Genomic DNA, 16225 nt, shown 5'->3' with positions numbered 1-16225 from the left:
GCATGTAAATGGAACGCCATTGGTCAGGCGCGACTGTCTTCCCAGATCGTCCGGATCTGGCCGGCCAGGCGCATCGGGTCGAAGGGTTTGATGATCACGTCGCGCGCGCCGAGCTTGCGCAGGTAATCGATCTCACTGGGCTGAACCTTGGCGGTCATGAAAGCCACCGGCACTTGGCTGAGATCCACGCGCTCGCTCAGCCGCGCCAGGGTCTCGGGGCCGCCCATGCCGGGCATCATCACGTCCAGCAGGATGAACTGCGGGGCGAACCGCTCGACTTCCGCCAGCGCCTGCGCACCGGATGAGCAGGACAGCACCTCGTAACCGCCAATGGCTTCGAGCGCGACTTTCGCCACGGCCTGGATGGACGGGTCGTCCTCGACGTGCAATATCCGCTTCAGCTCGGTCATGCGGTGCCTCCATCGGTCTGTACGCAGCGAACGATGCAGCAGTGTGCCATCTCCGCTGCGTGCGTTCATGCCGTCCCAGAGAAAATAGTCCGTTATCAGGCGTCGTGTGCGGGCAGCTCGAACCAGAAACAGGCGCCTTGGCCCGCCTCGGAATCAAAGCCAATGTGCCCGTGCATCTGCTCGACGAGCTCCTTGCTGATTGCCAGCCCCAACCCGGTGCCGCCCTTCTGGCGGGTGTCGGAGGAGTCGGCCTGGGAAAATTTCTGGAAGATCCGGTGCCGAAATGCCTGCGGGATGCCCGGCCCCACGTCGCGGACGGCCACGCGGACCTGATCGCCTTGGCGGCGGCTGCTCAGGGTTACGACTGCCCCGGGCGGTGAGAATTTCGCCGCGTTGGACAGCAGGTTGGCCAGCACCTGCTGCAGCCGGTGGGCGTCCACTCGCACCAGGGCGGTCACCCGCTCGCCGAATTCGAACCGCACGCCGTGTTGGTCGGCGTAGCCCTGGTTGGCGCGCAAGGCCTCGGCGAGCAGCGGCTCCAGGGGTTGTACATCGAGGTTGAAGGTCATCTTGCCGGCGATCAGCTTTTCCATGTCCAGCAGGTCATCGATCAACAGGCCGAGGCGCTGTGCGTTTTGCTGCGCAATGGTCAGCATCTGCCCGATCGCTGGCGGCACTTCACCGACGGCGCCGCCGTTGACCAGGCCCAGGGCGCCCGAGATGGACGTCAACGGGGTGCGCAACTCGTGGCTGACGATGGAAACGAACTCGCTCTTCATCTGCTCGATGCGCTTGCGTTCGGTGATGTCGCGCACCAGGCCGATGAACTTGCGCTCGCCGCGGTGGCGAATTTCCGAGACGCGCAGCTCGATGAGGAACAGCTCGCCGTTGCGACGTACTGCCTGCAATTCGCGGTTCTGCTCCAGCGCGCGCCCTTCGCCACGGCGTTCATAGGCGTCGAGATAGCCATCGTGTGCGGCGCGGTGCGGCTCGGGCATGAGCATCGAGAGATTTTGCCCGAGCATTTCCTGTTCGCTGTAGCCGAAGGTGCGCTCGGCTGCATGGTTGAAGGTTTCGATCTCGCCGCGCTGGTTGATGATGATGATCGCGTCGACCACGTTGGCGATCAGCAGCCGTACGTAACGCTCGCGTTCGTGGGCCTCGCGCTCGGCAAGGGTGCGTGCGGTGACGTCCCAGACGAAGCCGTCGTACCCCTGCAGCTTGCCGCCGGCATCGCGCAGCGCGCGGCTGATCTCCTGCACCCATAGCGTTTCGCCGCTGGCATTGATCAGGCGGTAGCTGCGCTCGGTCTGGTCCTGGCCGTTGCGCAGCAGTTCGCCACGGTCTTCGGGGTGGACGAGGCTGGCGTAGTCGCGCGTGCCCGGCGCGAGGAAGTCGGTCGCCGGGAAACCGGTCAGCCGCTCGATACCGTCGCTGAGGTAGCGCAGCGAGCGGTCGGCGCCGCGCCGGTAGACCGCGCCGGGCAGGTTGCTGACCATGCTGCGGAAGCGGCTCTCGCTCTCGGTCAAGGCCAGGGTAGTGCTCATGAGCGGGGTGATGTCGGCGACGAAGCCGTGCCAGAGGGTCGAGCCGTCGCGCAGGCGCTCGGCGGTGGCGCGGACTTCCACCCAGATCAGCCCTTTGTCGCGGTGGTTGATGCGATAGCGTGTGCTGGCGCCGCCGAGTGCCGTGGCCGACTGCTCGATCGCGGCGCGCAGGCTCTGGCGATCAGGCTCGTAGACCGCTGAAAACGCCACGGAGGCGTCGTTCATCAGCTGCTCGGGCTCGATGCCATAGAGGTCGCGCGAGCCGGCGCTGGCATAGAGGAAGCTGAAGCGGCCGTCGGGCGTGCGGCGCAGTTGGTACACCATGCCGGGCAGCAAGCTGGCAATCTTCTGGCCGCGCTCGAACAGTCGCTTGCGCTTGCGCTCCTGTTTGAGCGAGCTGATGCGGTGGGCGCGCTGCACCACGCCGCGGCGATGCAGCAAGATTGCCAGGGTGAGCAGGAGTGCCTCGGCGGTGAGCCAGGCCAGGCCCCATTTGAATAGCATTCGCCGCTCTGCCCGTTGGTGTTCGCCCAGTGCTTCGGTAACGTCGCGCCAGGCCACGGCGACGGCCATGGGCAGGCGCGTCGGGTCATCCTCCGCGCGCACGTCGTGCAAGGGCACCTGATTGAACAGGAAGCGGCGCCCGCCGGCTTCGAGCAGGCGCAGCGCCTGGCCGGAATCCGGTGCGGGGAGTGTGCGCTGCTGCGCCCAGTGCAGGATCTGCGGCGCTGAGTGGGCACTGAGCAGCCAGCCGTCGAGGCCGGGAAGTTGAATGCCGATGGGCAATTTCCAGAGCACTTCTTCGAGCTCGTAGCGATTGACCATCAGGCCCACCCCGGCGTTGAGTTCGTCACCAAGTGCGTCGAGCGGTGGCAGGATGCCGAAGCCCACTTCCAGCGCACCGATTATTTCGCTGTCCAGGCTGCTGCTGGCGCGGATGGGGACGATGGCGCGGTTGCCGGCGCTGTGGTGGCCGATATCCAGCCCGGAGACGACCTGACCCTGGGTCAGCGCGCGGTAGAGCAGCGGTCGGCGGTCGGCCACGGCGTCGCCATAGGCGTCGACGTCGTTCATGCGGACCAGGGCGATGCCGGTCTTGCCCCAGTAAATCTGCAGCTGCAGCGCGCCATTGGCCGTCATGGTGGTCCAGGTCGGGGTGAGCGAGCTGATCAATTGTGCGCGGATGCGCCCAAGGCGCGGGCCGTCCCACTCGGCACCGGCATTGACGGCCCGGTCAGCCTGGCGGACCAGCCGCAGGGTCTGCGGGCTCGCGCTCAGTGCTGTCGCCAATACCCGCGCACGCTCCTCGAGCCCCCGTTGCGCGCTGCGCAGCGCCAGCGCTTGCAGCTCGCCCTGCTGCTCGATCTGCAGCGCCTGGAGCGCGCCGCGTGCGCGGTAGTCATTGACGGCCAGCCCACCAAACAGCAACGCCAGCAGGAGGCTGCCGACGCTCAGAATCCAGCGCGGGTCGGTGGTGCGGGGCATCGTTTTCATCGAGAAAGGGGACCGGACATCGCTGCATGTAAGGATTGGACTCGTGATCCCCAAGGGGTTCCGGGCCGGTGCGGCAGGTTAGTGGCGTGATGCCATTATCGCAACGAGCCTTGGATATGTGGTGCTGCCGCCTGGTGGCATGCTTGGCTTATCGGCGGCTTGAATGATTTCTGTCAGACCCTGAAACGAAAAAGCATGGATGAACGACGGACGGGGGACGTATCTCGGCGCACAGCAGCGAATAATGTGGGCAGGTCCGAGATCGCGGGCCCGCGTTTCCAATACGAGGCAGCACCTTCTATGTGGCATTCCGGTTTTCTTGGCCTCTCCGCCTGGCAAGTGGTGGCGGTCACGTTGCTTCTGACTCACGTCACCATCGTCTCCGTGACGGTGTACCTGCACCGCTACTCGGCGCACCGTTCGCTCGAGCTGAACGGCGGGCTCAAGCACTTCTTCCGCTTCTGGCTGTGGTTGACCACGGCCATGAACACCCGCGAGTGGACGGCCATCCACCGCAAGCACCACGCTAAATGCGAGACCGCCGAAGACCCGCACAGCCCTGTGCAGAAGGGGCTGGGTACCGTCCTGCGGCGTGGCGCCGAGCTCTACATGGAAGAGGCGAAAAACGAGGACACCCTGCGCATCTACGGCAAGAACTGCCCGGACGACTGGATCGAGCGCAACCTCTATTCGCGTTTTCCCAACCTAGGCATTGTGTTGATGCTGGCCATCGACCTGGCTCTGTTCGGCGCCCTCGGCCTGACGGTTTGGGCGGTGCAGATGATCTGGATTCCGTTCTGGGCCGCCGGCGTGGTGAACGGCCTCGGCCACGCGGTGGGCTATCGCAACTTCGAATGCCGTGACGCGGCGACCAATCTGGTGCCCTGGGGCATCCTCATTGGTGGCGAGGAACTACACAACAACCACCACACCTACCCGAACTCGGCCAAGCTCTCGGTGCGCAAATGGGAGTTCGACATGGGCTGGGCCTGGATCAAGCTGTTCAGCCTGCTGGGGCTGGCCAAGGTCAACCGCACCGCACCCATCGCGCATCGGGTCGACGACAAGCACCAGCTCGACATGGACAGCGCCATGGCGATCCTTAACAACCGCTTTCAGATCATGGCCCAGTACCGCAAGCAGGTAATCGGCCCGCTGGTGCGCCTGGAAGTCGAGCGTGCGGACGCCTCGGTGCGTCACCACCTGCGCCGCGCCAAGCGCCTGTTGGCGCGTGAGCCAAGCTTGCTGCAAGACGACCAGCACGCTCGCATCGCGGTGATTCTGGAGCAGAGCCAATCGCTCAAGGTGATCTACGAACAGCGCCTGGCGCTGCAACAGATCTGGACGCGCACCAGCGCCAATGGTCACGAGATGCTCAACGCCATCAAACAATGGGTGCAGGACGCCGAAGCGAGTGGCATTCAGTCGCTTCGCGAGTTCGCCGAGCAGCTGCGGACCTACTCGTTGGCGCCGGCCATCGCCCGCTGACGACCTCTGATCGGCGCGATTGGCGGCAATCGCGCCGGCCGGAACTTTAGTTAGGCGGCACTCTCTCAACTGCATTCTTTTGTCAGCGACAGCTGCCCCGGCGCCGCCGGTGCCTGCCGCCTTTCCGGAACGCAGGTATGAATCTGTTGAAGCAGCGCAGAGAAACAGGCCAGGGCATCGTCCCGCCGTCCGAGACACAAACCCTTCTAGCGCTGATGCATGCGCGGGCGGAGGTCGAGCGGCTGAGCGAGCGCGAGCAGCTGTTCAGCACGCTCATGGGCGCGGTCAATGCGGTGCTCTGGGCGTTCGACTGGAAGGCTCAGCAGATGATCTATGTCAGCCCGGCCTACGAGCAGATCTTCGGTCGCTCCGCCGCGCTCTTGCTGGCCAACTTCGACGAGTGGCGCAACAGCGTTTACCCCGACGACGTCGAATATGCTCAGCAGACCATGCTCGAAGTGCTCGAGAAGGGCGCCGTCGAAGAACGCCAGTACCGCATCATCCGTGCCGATGGGCAGCTGCGTTGGCTCAGCGACAAATGTTTCGTCGCGCGCCGCGCCGATACCGCTCACGGGCCGATCATCGTTGGCATCGCTGAGGACATCACCGAAAAGAAGCAACTTGAAGGTGAACTGCAGCGTCTGGCCACCATCGATGTGCTGACCCAGAGCAGCAACCGCCGCCACTTCTTCGAATGTGCCCAGCGCGAGTTCGACCTGGCACGCCAGTACGCCACGCCCATGGCGTTCCAATTGCTCGACATCGATGACTTCAAGCGCATCAACGATACCCACGGTCACCAGATGGGCGATCAGGTCTTGCAGCGCGTGGCCCAGTGTGGCTCGTCGGTGCTGCGCCGCGGCGACCTGTTCGGACGCATCGGTGGCGAGGAATTCGCGCTGCTGCTGCCCGGCTGCCAGCCGGATCTTGCCGAACAGATCGCCGAGCGCCTGCAGCGCGAGATTCAGCGCCTGGTCTTCACCAGTGCCGACGGCCAGCGTTTCGGCGTGACCGTGAGCCTCGGCGTCACCTACCTGCGGGCCAGCGATCCCGATCTCAGCGTGCTGTTCGCTCGCGCCGATGCGGCTATGTACACCGCCAAGCGCCTGGGCAAGAACCAGGTGATCGTTGGCTGATTGGCGGCGGAACATACCGATTGGCCTGGCCGGCTAGCAGCCGGCCCCCGGCGTTCACTGGCGGGCAGATCGGCGGCGCTTCATTCGGCGGGCAGTCTCGAACCGGCATCAATCCGCTTTGCGGTAGACGTCGTCGAACCGGACGTTGAGCCCGCCACATCGGCTGTTATCCGTGACCACAAGATGGCCGGCGACATGCTGCAGCGTCACCTGACAATCGAATTCATCATCCCCTTCGCTGATCGTCAGCAGGTCGCCTGAAGGCCGGGCATGGCCGGAGAAGGCGCCAATGTGAACGATGGGCTCTCCGTCGCTGTTGCGTCCGCCTTGCCACATGGCCTCGCCTTCAACGGTCAAGGGGCTGTCGGGCGAGGGATGGGTGATGAGGATGCGATTGCCACCTGCGATGGGAAGCCAGCGACCAACCCAGTCACTGGCGGTCGGTGCTGGCATTGCATCGTCGGTACGGACGTGACGTGACGGCAGCCAGCCGACGAACTCTCGCGTGCTGGAGAAGTACCAGCCGCATGCCCAACCGTCCTCTTCCCGGCCGACCAGGAGCTCGTCACCGTTAACGAGATAGGCGCGTCGAATGCAGGACGCCTGCTCCGGGCAGCCAACCGCGTCATCGCGAAAATGCACACGTTGACCGGCATCGGCCACAACCTCCGCTGGCCGTACCGCGCCAGCGAACGCTGGAAAGAAGCCATTACGGCAGGAGTAGGGCTCGGCTGCCTGCGTTGAGTGCGCCAGCAGCATGCCTAGCAGAACGGCTCCGATTCGCACGGCGTTTGGCCTCCCCAGTACAACCCGGCTTGCCCGGAGGCATCCGGCTACCTCATTGAGCGGTTCAGCGGCGCCGGTTGCTGCTGAGTGATGCAATGGATATTGCCGCCGCCGAGCAGGATCTCCCGGCCGGGCACCATGACTACCTGATGCGCCGGGAAGACCTCAGCGAGGATGCGTTCGGCCTCGGCGTCCAAGGGGTCGCCAAAGGCCGGGGCGATGATGCCGCCATTGACGATCAGGAAGTTCACGTAACTGCCGGCCAGGCGGATCGAGGGGTCACGTGGCTGGCTGCCGTCCAGCGCGACAACTCCGGCGCACTCCGCTTCGGTGGCGTGCAACGGGCCGGGGATGGGCATCTTGTGCACGGTGATCGCGCGGCCCTGGGCGTCACGAGCCTTCTCCAACACGGCCATGGCGGCCTGGCAACGCTCGAAGTTGGGGTCGGCCGGGTCGTCCGTCCAGGCTAGCAGGACTTCGCCGGGGCGTACGAAGCAGCAGAAGTTGTCGACGTGGCCGTCGGTCTCGTCGTTGAACAGGCCGTGTGGCAACCAGATGACGGTTTCGATCGACAGGTGATCACGCAGCACCGCCTCGATGGCTTCACGCGACAGGTGCGGGTTGCGGTTCTTGTTGAGCAGGCATTCCTCGGTGGTAATCAGCGTACCTTCGCCATCGACATGAATGGAGCCGCCTTCGAGCACGAAGCCTTCCGTGCGGTAGCGGTCGCAACGCTCGATTTCGAGAATCTTCTGGGCCACCTCGTCGTCACGCGCCCAGTCGGCATACAGCCCGCCGTCATGGCCGCCCCAGGCGTTGAACGTCCAGTCCACGCCACGCAGCCCGCCCTTGCCGTCGCAGATAAACGTCGGCCCGGTGTCACGGACCCAGGCGTCGTCGGTGCTCATTTCAATCACTCGGATGCTTGCATGGTCCAGCGCATCACGGGCGGCAAGGAATTGTGCGGGCATCGCACACACGGTGACCGGCTCGAAACGGGCGATGGCCTTGGCCACCGCGGCAAAGGCGGCCTGGGCCGGCGCGCCGTTGTCGCGCCAGTTGTCCGGGCGCTGCGGCCAGACCATCCAGGTCTGGCTGTGCGGCGCCCATTCGGCGGGCATGAAATAGCCGTCTTGGCGGGGCGTGGAGGTCAGGGTGGTCATGGCGGATCCTGTGATGACAAGGCGGTTGGGACGGCGCTGTGGCGAGGCCAGCCGCCCGAAACGTCACCCGCCCGGCCGTAGCCAGGCGGAGGGTGCCGCGTGTGAAGGGAGGCAGGCGTATCGGGCGCTATTGGACGCCAAGCCGCCCTGCGGTGCAATCCGCCGGGCGGGGCAGTCAGACGGTGTGCAGGTACCAGTTGTATTCGAGGTCGGAGATCGAGTGTTCGAACTCCGCCAGTTCGCTTTCCTTGCAGGCGACGAAGATATCGATGTAGTCCGGATTGATGTAGCGGGCCATGATCTCACTGTCGTCGAGCTCGCGTAGGGCATCGCGCAGGTTGGTTGGCAGGCTTTGTTCAACCTGTTCGTATGAGTTGCCCTCGATGGGCTGGTCGGGCTCGATCTCGTTGGTGAGGCCGTGATGGATGCCAGCCAGCACACCGGCCAGCAGCAGGTAGGGGTTGGCGTCCGCGCCGGCGACGCGATGCTCGATGCGCACCGCGTCGGGGCTGTCGGTGGGTACGCGCAGCGCGACGGTGCGATTGTCCAGGCCCCAGCAGGGCGCGTTCGGTACATAGAACTGCGCGCCGAAGCGCCGGTAGGAGTTGACGTTGGGGCAGAGGAAGGCCATCGAAGCCGCCATGGTCTGCTGGATACCACCGATGGCGTGGCGCAACTTGGCGCTTTCGAGCGGGGTGTCGGTCGCGAAGATGTTGTTGCCGCTCTTGTCGAGAAGCGAGATATGCACGTGCAGCCCGTTACCGGCCTGGCCCGGGTAGGGCTTGGCCATGAAGGTACTGTCCATCTCGTGGTCGTAGGCGATGTTCTTGATCAGGCGCTTGAGCAGGACGGCGTAGTCGCACGCCTTGATCGGATCGGCGACGTGATGCAGGTTCACTTCGAATTGCGCTGGCGCGCTTTCCTTGACGATGGCATCGGCGGGTATGCCCTGTTCCTTGGCACCCTCGAGGATGTCCTGCAGGCAGTCGACATACTCGTCGAGGTCATCGATCAGGTAGACCTGAGTCGAGTGCGGGCGTTTGCCCGAGATCGGCGAGCGCGGTGGTTGCGGCCGGCCGTTCACGTTCTCCTGGTCGATCAAGTAGAACTCGAGCTCGAAGGCGGCGCAGATCGTCAGGCCCAGGGCGTCGAACTTGCTGACCACCTGGCGCAGCACCTCGCGCGGGTCGGCGAAGAAGGGCGAACCGTCACGCTCGTGCATGGTCATCAACAGCTGCGCGGTAGGGCGCTTCTGCCAGGGCTCGTTGCTCAGGGTGTTGGGGATGGGGAAGCAGGTCCGGTCGGAGTCGCCGATGTCCATGCCCAGCCCGGTGCTCTCGACGGTGATGCCATTGATGTCTAGGGCGAACAGCGAGGCGGGGAGGTTGATGCCTTTCTCATAAACCTTGTGCAGGCTGGCGCGCTCGATGCGCTTGCCTCGGACGACGCCATTCATGTCTGCGATCAGCAGGTCGACGTACTGGACCTCCGGGTGTTCCTTGAGAAACGCGTTCGCTTCGTTGAGCTGAACGGCACGCGGCGGGGGAAGCATGATGAAGCACCTTAATTGTTAAAAATTTCAATCATCAAATGGCTCGTCTCGGAGTCAATCGAAAAGCCCTGTCGCTGTCAATAGGCCTCGGAAATGCCCTGTGAAGGCCCACAATGGGCGTTTTTGGGGCAATTGGTGCGTGGCCGATGCGAAGCGGCGACAGCTTTCCGAAGTGCCAATGCTTGGCTATTGTCTATAAAAATGAACAAGACTACTCTCCGACGAGCCCCATCCGAAAAGACGAGTATCACATGCCTCGCGTGCCATTGATCGGCGTTTCGGCCTGTACCAGGCAGATCGGCCACCACAATTTTCATATCGCCGGTGACAAGTACCTGCGTGCGGCGGCTATTGCCGGCATGCCACTGGTGATTCCGGCACTCGGCGAACTGATCGACCCAGAGGCCCTACTCGATAGCGTAGACGGTCTGCTCTTCACCGGCTCGCCATCCAATGTCGAACCCCACCACTACGGCGGCCCGGCCAGCGCCGAAGGTACGCCACACGACCCCTCCCGCGACCGCCTCACCCTGCCGCTTATTCGCGCGGCGGTAGACGCGGGCGTGCCGGTGTTCGGGGTCTGCCGGGGGTATCAGGAAATGAACGTGGCGTTCGGCGGCAGCCTGCACCAGAAGGTGCACGAGGTCGGCCCCTACGCCGATCACCGCGAGCGCGCCGACGATCCGGTCGAGGTCCAGTACGGGCTCAGCCATCCGCTGCACGTTCAGCCAGGCGGCCTGCTTGAGCAGCTCGGCTTGCCGGCGCAGATCCAGGTCAATTCGGTGCATGGTCAGGGCGTCGAGCGGCTAGGCCAGGGGCTGCGCATCGAGGCACTGGCCCCGGACAAGTTGATCGAAGCGTTTTCTGTCGAGGGCGCACGCAGCTTCGCCCTCGGCGTACAGTGGCATCCAGAATGGAAGGTGCATGAGCACCCACACTACCTGGCGTTGTTCGAGGGTTTTGCCCGCGCTTGCCGGGAACGCGCAGGACGGCGCTGAGCGCAGCCGGCACGGCGCTCGCTTCATCAATTTCGAGGTCGATATGTCCAGCAAACTCGACCAGCTCACCGGCTGGCTGAAAGAACGCAAGATTACCGAGGTGGAATGCCTGATCAGTGACCTGACCGGCATCGCCCGCGGCAAGATTTCCCCGACGAACAAGTTTCTCGACGAGAAGGGCATGCGCCTGCCTGAGAGCGTCCTGCTGCAGACGGTAACGGGCGACTACGTCGAGGACGACATCTATTACGAATTGCTCGACCCGGCGGACATCGACATGTTCTGCCGCCCCGATGCCGATGCCGTCTTCCTGGTGCCCTGGGCCATCGAACCCACCGCTCAAGTCATCCACGACACCTACGACAAGATGGGCAACCCCATCGAGATCTCGCCGCGCAATATCCTCAAGCGCGTGCTGAAAATGTATGCCGACAAAGGCTGGCAGCCGATCGTTGCGCCGGAAATGGAGTTCTACCTGACCAAGCGTTGCGAGGACCCGGACCTGCCGTTCCAGCCGCCCATTGGCCGGTCGGGTCGGCAGGAAACGGGCCGGCAATCATTTTCCATCGACGCGGCCAACGAGTTCGATCCGTTGTTCGAGGATATGTACGACTGGTGCGAGGCGCAGGGGCTGGACCTGGATACGCTGATCCACGAGGAAGGCACCGCGCAGATGGAGATCAACTTCCGTCACGGCGAGGCGCTGCACCTGGCCGATCAGATCCTCGTATTCAAGCGCACCATGCGCGAGGCGGCGTTGAAGCACAACGTGGCGGCCACGTTCATGGCCAAGCCCATGACCGGCGAGCCGGGCAGTGCGATGCACTTGCACCAGAGCGTGGTGGACATGGAAACCGGGCGAAACATTTTCTCCAATCCGGACGGCTCGATGAGCCAGCTATTCCTGCATCACGTCGGCGGCCTGCAGAAATACATCCCGGAGCTGTTGCCGATGTTCGCGCCGAACGTGAACTCCTTCCGCCGCTTCCTGCCCGATACCTCGGCACCGGTGAACGTAGAGTGGGGCGAGGAAAACCGCACCGTCGGGCTTCGTGTGCCGGATTCGGACCCGCAGAACCGCCGCGTCGAGAATCGCCTGGCCGGCGCCGATGCCAACCCGTATCTGGCCATCGCTGCGAGCCTGCTGTGCGGCTACATCGGCATGGTCGAGGAGCTCAATCCCAGCCCGCAGGTACGTGGCCGTGGCTACGAGCGGCGCAACCTGCGCCTGCCGTTGACCCTGGAAACCGCCCTGGAGCGAATGGAGAACTGCCGTGAACTGCGCAAGTACCTCAGCCCGAAATTCATCACGGGCTACATCGCGGTCAAGCGCGCCGAGCAGGAGAACTACAACCGCGTGATCAGTTCCTGGGAGCGCGAGTTCCTCATGCTGTCTGTGTAAACGCGAGGCGAGAAGGCTAACGGCTGGACGGACAGCAAATCCTGGGTGGGTGCGTTTCAAGCATCTGCTCAAGCATGACAACCAAGAGGTGATTGATGAGCGAATCGCAAACCCTGCAGTGGCAAGCCCTGAGCCGTGACCATCACCTGCCGCCGTTCACCGACTACAAGGCGCTGAACGCCAAAGGCACCCGGATCATCACCCGAGGCGAGGGCGTCTACTTGTGGGACAGCGAAGGCCACCGGATCCTCGATGCGATGGCCGGGCTCTGGTGCGTCAACCTGGGCTATGGGCGAGAGGAGCTGGTCGAGGCGGCAACCCGCCAGATGCGCGAGTTGCCCTACTACAACCTGTTCTTCCAGACGGCCCACCCCCCGGCGCTCGCACTGGCCAAGGCCATCGCCGAAATCGCGCCCGAAGGCATGAACCATGTGTTCTTCACCGGTTCCGGTTCCGAGGCGAACGACACCGTGCTGCGCATGGTGCGCCATTACTGGGCAATCAAGGGCCAGCCGCAGAAGAAAGTGGTGATTGGCCGCTGGAACGGCTACCACGGCTCGACGGTGGCGGGTGCCAGCCTCGGCGGTATGAAGGCCATGCACGAGCAGGGCGACGGGCCGATCCCGGGGATCGAGCACATCGACCAGCCCTACTGGTTCGGTGAAGGCGGCGACATGGACCCGGACGAATTCGGCGTGCGCGTCGCCGAGCAGCTGGAGCAGAAGATTCGCGAGGTCGGCGAGGACAAGGTGGCAGCCTTTATCGCGGAGCCGATCCAGGGCGCGGGTGGCGTCATCATTCCTCCGGACAGCTACTGGCCGAAGATCCGCGAGATCCTGGCGCGCTACGACATCCTCTTCGTCGCCGACGAGGTCATTTGTGGATTCGGTCGCACCGGCGAGTGGTTCGGCAGCGACTACTACGGTAATGCGCCGGATCTGATGCCGATCGCGAAGGGCTTGACGTCCGGCTACCTGCCGATGGGGGGCGTGGTGGTGCGCGACGAAGTGGTGCACACACTCAATGAAGGCGGCGAGTTCTACCACGGCTTTACCTATTCAGGGCACCCGGTCGCCGCCGCGGTGGCGCTGGAAAACATCCGCATCATGCGCGAGGAGAAAATTGTCGAGCGGGTGAAGAGCCAGACGGCACCCTATTTGCAGTCTCGCTGGCGTGAGCTGGTCGAGCACCGGCTGGTGGGCGAGGCGCGTGGCGTCGGCATGCTCGGTGCGCTGGAGCTGGTCAAGAACAAGAAAACCCGCGAGCGCTTCGCCGATTCGGGCGTCGGCATGCTCTGCCGTGAGCATTGCTTCCGCAACGGCCTGGTGATGCGCGCGGTGGGGGACACCATGATCATCTCGCCGCCGCTTGTGATTAACGAGGCGCAGATCGACGAGCTGATCGATAAGGTTCGGCTGTGCCTGGACGCCACCGCGAAGGACGTACGCGGATGAGCGGCAGGGCGCTGCCAGCCTGGCCGAAAGGTCTGGCGTTGGCGGCACCCGTCAAAGCGGCGCAAAGCGTGTCCGGCCTGTTGAAAAATCGCTGCCGACCTTGCCAGACTGCGCGCGTGTTCTGGCCTGACCTACCGAGGGGTGTGTCGATGCCGGCACAGCCACACTAGCAACCCAGGCGCAATGGGGGTTGGCGAGCGAGCCGGGCCCTGCGTGACCTGTCCCTAGCCCCGATATAAACGATGACAACAGGAGCTGCACGGATGAAACCCTTTGCCAAGACCCTTCTCGCATTGACGCTGGCTGGCGCGGCCGCCGGCGCTGCACAGGCCGAAGACAAGGTACTGCACGTTTTCAACTGGTCCGACTACATCGCCGAAGACACGCTGGAAAACTTTACGAAGGAAACCGGCATCAAGGTCGTCTACGACGTGTTCGACAGCAACGAGGTGCTCGAAGCCAAGCTGCTGGCTGGCAGCTCCGGTTATGACGTGGTGGTGCCGTCCAACCCCTTCCTGGCCAAGCAGATCAAGGCTGGCGTGTTCCAGAAGCTGGACAAGTCCAAGCTGCCGAACTGGGAAAACCTGGACCAGGACCTGCTCAAGGCGCTCGAGCCGAGCGACCCCGCCAACCAGTACGCCGTCCCTTACATGTGGGGCACCATCGGCATCGGCTACAACGCCGAGAAGGTCAAGGCCGTGCTCGGCGAGAACGCGCCGGTCGACTCCTGGGACCTGGTATTCAAGCCCGAGAACATGGAGAAGCTGAAGTCCTGCGGCGTTTCCTTCCTCGACTCGCCGACCGAGATCCTGCCAGCCGCGCTGCATTACCTAGGCTACGCGCCGGACAGTGGCAAGAGCGACGAGCTGAAGAAGGCCGAGGAACTGTTCATGCAGATCCGCCCGAACGTCGCCTATTTTCACTCCTCGAAGTACATCTCCGACCTGGCCAACGGCAACATCTGCGTTGCGATTGGCTATTCAGGTGACATTTACCAGGCCAAGGCACGCGCCGAAGAAGCCGGTGGCAACATCAAGGTCAGCTACAACATTCCGAAAGAAGGCGCCGGCACCTTCTTCGACATGCTGGCCGTGCCGGCAGATGCGAAGAACGTCGACAACGCCCATGTCTTCCTCAACTACCTGATGAAGCCTGAGGTCATGGCTTCGATCACCAACTACGTGCAGTTCCCCAACGGCAACGCCAAAGCCACGCCGCTGGTTGACGAAGCGATCCGTACCGACCCGGGCGTCTACCCGAGCCAGGATGTGTTGAAGAAGCTGTACACCTTCCCTGACCTGGAACCCAAGACCCAGCGTGCCATGACTCGCAGCTGGACGAAGATCAAGTCCGGTCGTTGATGAGTGGCCCTTTCGGCCAGGCTCGTAGGTCTGGCCGAAAGGGTTAGCTGGCGTCTCCACGCCGGCATTGTGGGACCTGAGGATGTAAGGCTTGACGCTCGCTGTACTGGCTGATGAGCGCCACGCGCAGTACTTCGCCGGCTCGAACGCATCGCCAGTTGCGTTCCGCCTGTTGATTTTTCGAGGTTTTTCAAATAAACAGCCCGCCTTTCGCCCCGCTGAGCGTCCGGCAGCTGCTACAAAGAGGACTATTCCATGCGCACGACACTGAAGTCGCTCATCGCCGCCATTGCCGTTAGCGGGGCCGTATCGGCCCAGGCTGCCTCCGTACATATCTACAACTGGTCGGACTACATCGGCGAAACGACGCTGGAAGAGTTCGAAAAGGAGACGGGCATCAAGCCGGTCTACGATGTCTTCGATTCCAACGAGACCCTGGAAGGCAAACTCCTCGCCGGCCGTACCGGCTACGACGTGGTGGTGCCGTCCAATCATTTCCTCGGCAAGCAGATCAAGGCTGGTGCCTTCCAGAAGCTTGATAAGAGCAAATTGCCGAACTGGGAAAACCTCGATCCGGCCCTGCTCAAGCAGCTGGAGAAGAACGACCCGGGTAACGCCTATGCAGCACCCTATCTGTGGGGGACCAACGGGATCGGCTACAACGTCGAACAGGTGACCAGTGCGCTGGGCATTGAGAAGGTCGATTCCTGGGCCGTTATCTTCGAGCCGGAGAACGCTAAGAAGCTTGCCGGCTGCGGGATCGCGCTGCTCGATTCGGCCGACGAGATGATCCCTGCCATGCTCAACTATCTGGGGCTCGATCCCAATAGCGAGAATCCCGAGGACTACGCCAAAGCAGAAGCCAAACTGTTGGAAATTCGCCCCTACGTACGCTATTTCCACTCGTCCAAGTACGTTTCCGATCTCGCCAACGGCAATATCTGCATCGCCGCCGGGTTCTCGGGCGACGTCTTCCAAGCCGCCGCACGCGCCGACGAAGCGGGTAAAGGCATCGACATCGCTTATTCGATTCCCAAAGAGGGCGGCAACCTCTGGTTCGACATGCTGGCCATCCCGGCCGACGCGCAGAACGTCGACGAAGCGCATACCTTCATCAACTACCTCCTCAAGCCTGAGGTGATCGCCTCCGTAAGTGACTACGTCGGCTATGCCAACCCCAATGTGAAGGCGGACACGGTGATGGACCAGGAAGTACGCAACGACCCGGCTGTGTATCCGCCGCAAGCGGTGCTTGACCGCCTCTATGTGTCGGCGGAGCTGCCACCGAAGGTGATGCGCCTGATGACGCGCAGCTGGACCAAGGTCAAGTCCGGCCAATGACAATACCGGGCGCCACGGGCCTGGCTTCGGCCATCCGCGGCGCCTGCACACAGACGATTCCTCCGGCCGTGCCGGTTTCTATTTTTCATTCGG

At 63.3% G+C, this 16225-nt stretch carries 13 protein-coding genes; 8 read left to right on the top strand and 5 right to left on the bottom strand.

Going from position 1 to position 16225, the window contains the following annotated elements:
- Positions 1 to 23: 23 nt before the first annotated feature.
- On the bottom strand, positions 24 to 410 hold the full coding sequence (locus M1D78_RS20540; protein WP_437421794.1) for a response regulator: 387 nt from the start codon (positions 408 to 410) through the stop codon (positions 24 to 26).
- A gap of 95 nt (positions 411 to 505) precedes the next feature.
- On the bottom strand, positions 506 to 2182 hold the full coding sequence (locus M1D78_RS20535) for a PAS domain S-box protein (protein WP_457933605.1): 1677 nt from the start codon (positions 2180 to 2182) through the stop codon (positions 506 to 508).
- A 744-nt stretch (positions 2183 to 2926) separates the two neighbouring features.
- Here M1D78_RS20535 and M1D78_RS20530 point away from each other — a divergent pair.
- The 3 genes from M1D78_RS20530 (at position 2927) to M1D78_RS20520 (ending at position 6075) form a co-directional block, all read left to right on the top strand.
- A complete protein-coding gene (locus M1D78_RS20530) occupies positions 2927 to 3541 on the top strand; it encodes a hypothetical protein (protein ID WP_437421793.1) in 615 nt (204 codons plus the stop codon).
- Positions 3542 to 3751: 210 nt separating this feature from the next.
- Entirely contained in the window at positions 3752 to 4939 is a 1188-nt protein-coding gene (gene desA, locus M1D78_RS20525; protein ID WP_437421792.1) for a delta-9 fatty acid desaturase DesA, read from the top strand.
- Between the two features lie 137 nt (positions 4940 to 5076).
- On the top strand, positions 5077 to 6075 hold the full coding sequence (locus M1D78_RS20520; protein WP_437421791.1) for a GGDEF domain-containing protein: 999 nt from the start codon (positions 5077 to 5079) through the stop codon (positions 6073 to 6075).
- A gap of 108 nt (positions 6076 to 6183) precedes the next feature.
- Here the strand turns inward: M1D78_RS20520 and M1D78_RS20515 are convergent, their stop codons facing one another.
- The 3 genes from M1D78_RS20515 to M1D78_RS20505 all read right to left on the bottom strand — a co-directional run bounded on the left by M1D78_RS20515 (position 6184) and on the right by M1D78_RS20505 (position 9576).
- The gene (locus M1D78_RS20515; protein WP_437421790.1) at positions 6184 to 6861 is read right to left on the bottom strand and encodes a hypothetical protein; all 678 of its coding nucleotides are present in this window, start codon (positions 6859 to 6861) and stop codon (positions 6184 to 6186) included.
- Positions 6862 to 6908: 47 nt separating this feature from the next.
- Positions 6909 to 8024 (bottom strand): agmatine deiminase, encoded by a 1116-nt coding sequence (gene aguA / locus M1D78_RS20510; protein ID WP_437421789.1) that lies wholly within the window; start codon positions 8022 to 8024, stop codon positions 6909 to 6911.
- A 175-nt stretch (positions 8025 to 8199) separates the two neighbouring features.
- Positions 8200 to 9576: a glutamine synthetase family protein gene (locus M1D78_RS20505; RefSeq protein WP_437421788.1), complete on the bottom strand. Its 1377-nt coding sequence runs from the start codon at positions 9574 to 9576 to the stop codon at positions 8200 to 8202.
- Positions 9577 to 9827: 251 nt separating this feature from the next.
- Between M1D78_RS20505 and M1D78_RS20500 the strand changes: the two genes are divergently transcribed.
- The 5 genes from M1D78_RS20500 to M1D78_RS20480 all read left to right on the top strand — a co-directional run bounded on the left by M1D78_RS20500 (position 9828) and on the right by M1D78_RS20480 (position 16132).
- Positions 9828 to 10574, top strand: a complete 747-nt coding sequence (locus M1D78_RS20500; protein WP_437421787.1) for a gamma-glutamyl-gamma-aminobutyrate hydrolase family protein — start codon at positions 9828 to 9830, stop codon at positions 10572 to 10574.
- Positions 10575 to 10617: 43 nt separating this feature from the next.
- Positions 10618 to 11976, top strand: coding sequence for a glutamine synthetase family protein (locus M1D78_RS20495; RefSeq protein ID WP_437421985.1), 1359 nt, complete (start codon positions 10618 to 10620; stop codon positions 11974 to 11976).
- A 95-nt stretch (positions 11977 to 12071) separates the two neighbouring features.
- Positions 12072 to 13430: an aspartate aminotransferase family protein gene (locus tag M1D78_RS20490; protein WP_437421786.1), complete on the top strand. Its 1359-nt coding sequence runs from the start codon at positions 12072 to 12074 to the stop codon at positions 13428 to 13430.
- Between the two features lie 263 nt (positions 13431 to 13693).
- Positions 13694 to 14791, top strand: a complete 1098-nt coding sequence (locus tag M1D78_RS20485; RefSeq protein ID WP_437421785.1) for a polyamine ABC transporter substrate-binding protein — start codon at positions 13694 to 13696, stop codon at positions 14789 to 14791.
- A 255-nt stretch (positions 14792 to 15046) separates the two neighbouring features.
- A complete protein-coding gene (locus tag M1D78_RS20480) occupies positions 15047 to 16132 on the top strand; it encodes a polyamine ABC transporter substrate-binding protein (RefSeq protein ID WP_437421784.1) in 1086 nt (361 codons plus the stop codon).
- Positions 16133 to 16225: the final 93 nt, after the last annotated feature.

The organism is Pseudomonas sp. SA195, assembly GCF_054131565.1.
Note: the sequence above shows the minus strand (reverse complement) of the source record. Positions and strands in the feature narration are given on the sequence as shown.

Excerpts from the sequence above, each read along its gene's own strand:
- M1D78_RS20540 (WP_437421794.1), bottom strand. The coding sequence starts at position 410 with ATGACCGAGCTGAAGCGGATATTGCACGTCGAGGACGACCCGTCCATC.
- M1D78_RS20535 (WP_457933605.1), bottom strand. The coding sequence starts at position 2,182 with ATGAACGACGCCTCCGTGGCGTTTTCAGCGGTCTACGAGCCTGATCGC.
- desA (WP_437421792.1), top strand. The coding sequence starts at position 3,752 with ATGTGGCATTCCGGTTTTCTTGGCCTCTCCGCCTGGCAAGTGGTGGCG.
- M1D78_RS20520 (WP_437421791.1), top strand. The coding sequence starts at position 5,077 with ATGAATCTGTTGAAGCAGCGCAGAGAAACAGGCCAGGGCATCGTCCCG.
- aguA (WP_437421789.1), bottom strand. The coding sequence starts at position 8,024 with ATGACCACCCTGACCTCCACGCCCCGCCAAGACGGCTATTTCATGCCC.
- M1D78_RS20505 (WP_437421788.1), bottom strand. The coding sequence starts at position 9,576 with ATGCTTCCCCCGCCGCGTGCCGTTCAGCTCAACGAAGCGAACGCGTTT.
- M1D78_RS20500 (WP_437421787.1), top strand. The coding sequence starts at position 9,828 with ATGCCTCGCGTGCCATTGATCGGCGTTTCGGCCTGTACCAGGCAGATC.
- M1D78_RS20495 (WP_437421985.1), top strand. The coding sequence starts at position 10,618 with ATGTCCAGCAAACTCGACCAGCTCACCGGCTGGCTGAAAGAACGCAAG.
- M1D78_RS20490 (WP_437421786.1), top strand. The coding sequence starts at position 12,072 with ATGAGCGAATCGCAAACCCTGCAGTGGCAAGCCCTGAGCCGTGACCAT.
- M1D78_RS20485 (WP_437421785.1), top strand. The coding sequence starts at position 13,694 with ATGAAACCCTTTGCCAAGACCCTTCTCGCATTGACGCTGGCTGGCGCG.
- M1D78_RS20480 (WP_437421784.1), top strand. The coding sequence starts at position 15,047 with ATGCGCACGACACTGAAGTCGCTCATCGCCGCCATTGCCGTTAGCGGG.